The sequence below is a fragment of the Pseudomonadota bacterium genome (assembly GCA_030860485.1).
Lineage (GTDB): Bacteria > Pseudomonadota > Gammaproteobacteria > JACCXJ01 > JACCXJ01 > JACCXJ01.
This window is the reverse complement of sequence record JALZID010000269.1, coordinates 1-2,125: the sequence shown is the minus strand read 5'-3', so window position 1 is coordinate 2,125 and position 2,125 is coordinate 1. Positions and strand designations below refer to the sequence as shown.

Here is a 2,125-nt window from a genome sequence, read left to right as displayed (position 1 = left end):
ATGAGAGGGCCTCCTTTGTGGGACGTATGATCTAGAGAAACCCATACCTACCACGGAGTGCCCTCTCTTCCAAGCATTTTCGCTCATAACCTATTGATCTGTTGTCGTTAAAAAAGATCTTCACCCGAAGGCTTTAAGCGTCTTCTTCAGAAGCTGTTGCGGTGCCGGCGGCTGCAAGGCCCAGCGCAATGTGGAACCCTTCAGCGGCGGATGAAGGTAGGCTTGCCTTCCCCCGACCAGTTCCTTCAACGGGGCCTGGAGCGCCTTGGCGCTCAGGCCCCACGCCTTGAGCTTCTTAGCGATCTCCGCAGCCGCCTGCGGCTCTGGATACAATGCCTCGATGATCTTCGCGCGCATGAGCACGCCGGGCTCGTGGATCCAATATTTCTCCGCTTTACCCGCCCCTGGCCAGCGGTGCACGCGCCCCTCGGCTACGAGCCATAACACGGCGTCCCGCAGACTGTTCTGCATCCGGAAAGGCTTGGTTAGGGTCCGCTTCAGGGCCGCCAGGGTGAGCGGCCCGGGCGGATGCTCGAAGGCTGCCAGAACAACGGCGGACAGGTCGGAGGATGGAATATCCAACGGCATATCTGTATTTCCCCGCTCGCTAGGTGGAGTATTTTTATGTTGTAGCGCGTTTGGGCGCGCAGCCGGTCGCCTGAACATGGTGCACCAAAACTGGCAGAGCATTCGACACACACGCTGCTTCCCAGCCTGCTGGCGGACCTGGCACTACGCATGCTTAGTTTCAGGCGGCTAATGGGTTCTGCCAACGCAATCCAGAGAATCTGCCGAATGTATCGAGCCACTCTCGGGCCTTCTTTGTTGGGAGAAGGTGCTGACGTGGGCGTAGATGAGGAGATTGGCGTCGACGAGGATCAATTGAAGGCGTCGCCTTCGGCGAGGGCGAGCACGTCCGCGATGTAATCGACGCTTCCGATGTGGCAATGCCCAAGTGCTACCGCTGTGGTCCGAAACGGATGACGCTGCTCCGGCCGCTTATTGAGCTGCTGCAGGCCCCGGCGCAGGGCTTCGTTCACCAAGACCTTTAGACTGTCCTCACGGCTTCGCCGTAAGCACTCCAAGGTCGCCGCAACGTCATCATCGAGTGTCAGCGTCGTTCTCATGCATCTAAGCATAAGAATCATGGTGCCCCGATGTCAACACCGACTCATCGAGCCCGTGGAAAGTATAGGTATAGATTCTTGCACCGCCGATGTTGTAGAAGACGCGTTCAACAATCTAGAAGTCCCTTCTCCCTCAGGGAGGGTAGGATGAAGGGGATCAAACACTGATGTTGATCCCGTCACGTCCATCGTCTCGGTCTAGCAGGGGAGCGAGATTCCGGTCCCCTCCCCTGCGGAGCGGGGGAGGGTCGGGGTGGGGGTAAAGGCGCCGCGGCTCGGAACCACCTTGGTCAGCGATGTGACGGCCGGATCCCCACCCCACCCTCCCCCGTCCGCAAAAAGCACGGACAGGGGAGGGAGTTTCTCGGTGCACTCCCGGACGTGAGCGCGGGCTTGTCCAGGTACCTGAACTTTCAAAGATGTTTGGCTAGGAATTTTAAACACCCTTTCCCCTCAGAAGGGAGGGTACTGCCTGACCGATGGGGCGCTCGCGCTCGAATAGGCTGCTACGTCGAGCGGGCCGGCCTCGGCCTCGAGGGTCAGGAACACGATGCCCGTGGCCGTGCCCGGCCGCAGGTACGGAAAACCGCAACGAACACGGAACTCGCCATCTACGATGATGGAATTGGTATCTTTAAGAAGATTCAAGCAGAACTAGATTTACTTGACGAGCGTTATGCTATTTGGGAGTTATCGAAAGGAAAGCTCACAACTGATCCGGATAATCACACCGGGGAGGGCATTTTTTTACCTCTAGAATATTTGATGATTTCGAGATTCTGTCAGGTACACTTACTTTTCTCATGGCATGGTGAAAAAGAAGATTGGATATTAGAGCAGGACAGATTTTCTTCAGGCACAGCGGTATGGATGAAACTTAACAACGTGCATGATTCCCATGGGGCCAAGGACTTCATCCTCGCCTGTATCGCTGTCGTACGGGCGGCCCTGCCCGGGATCTCTATCGAGATGCGCATGGACAGCGCCTTTTTCAGTGA

3 protein-coding genes are annotated in these 2,125 nt (G+C 56.9%); all 3 read right to left on the bottom strand.

What is annotated here, in order from left to right; genetic code table 11:
- Positions 1–120: 120 nt before the first annotated feature.
- Positions 121–588 carry a hypothetical protein gene (locus M3461_16540; protein ID MDQ3775835.1) on the bottom strand — a complete coding sequence of 156 codons (468 nt, stop codon included), beginning with the start codon at positions 586–588 and terminating at the stop codon, positions 121–123.
- Between the two features lie 290 nt (positions 589–878).
- The gene (locus M3461_16535; GenBank protein ID MDQ3775834.1) at positions 879–1,127 is read right to left on the bottom strand and encodes a ribbon-helix-helix domain-containing protein; all 249 of its coding nucleotides are present in this window, start codon (positions 1,125–1,127) and stop codon (positions 879–881) included.
- A 453-nt stretch (positions 1,128–1,580) separates the two neighbouring features.
- Positions 1,581–1,775: a hypothetical protein gene (locus M3461_16530; GenBank protein MDQ3775833.1), complete on the bottom strand. Its 195-nt coding sequence runs from the start codon at positions 1,773–1,775 to the stop codon at positions 1,581–1,583.
- Positions 1,776–2,125: the final 350 nt, after the last annotated feature.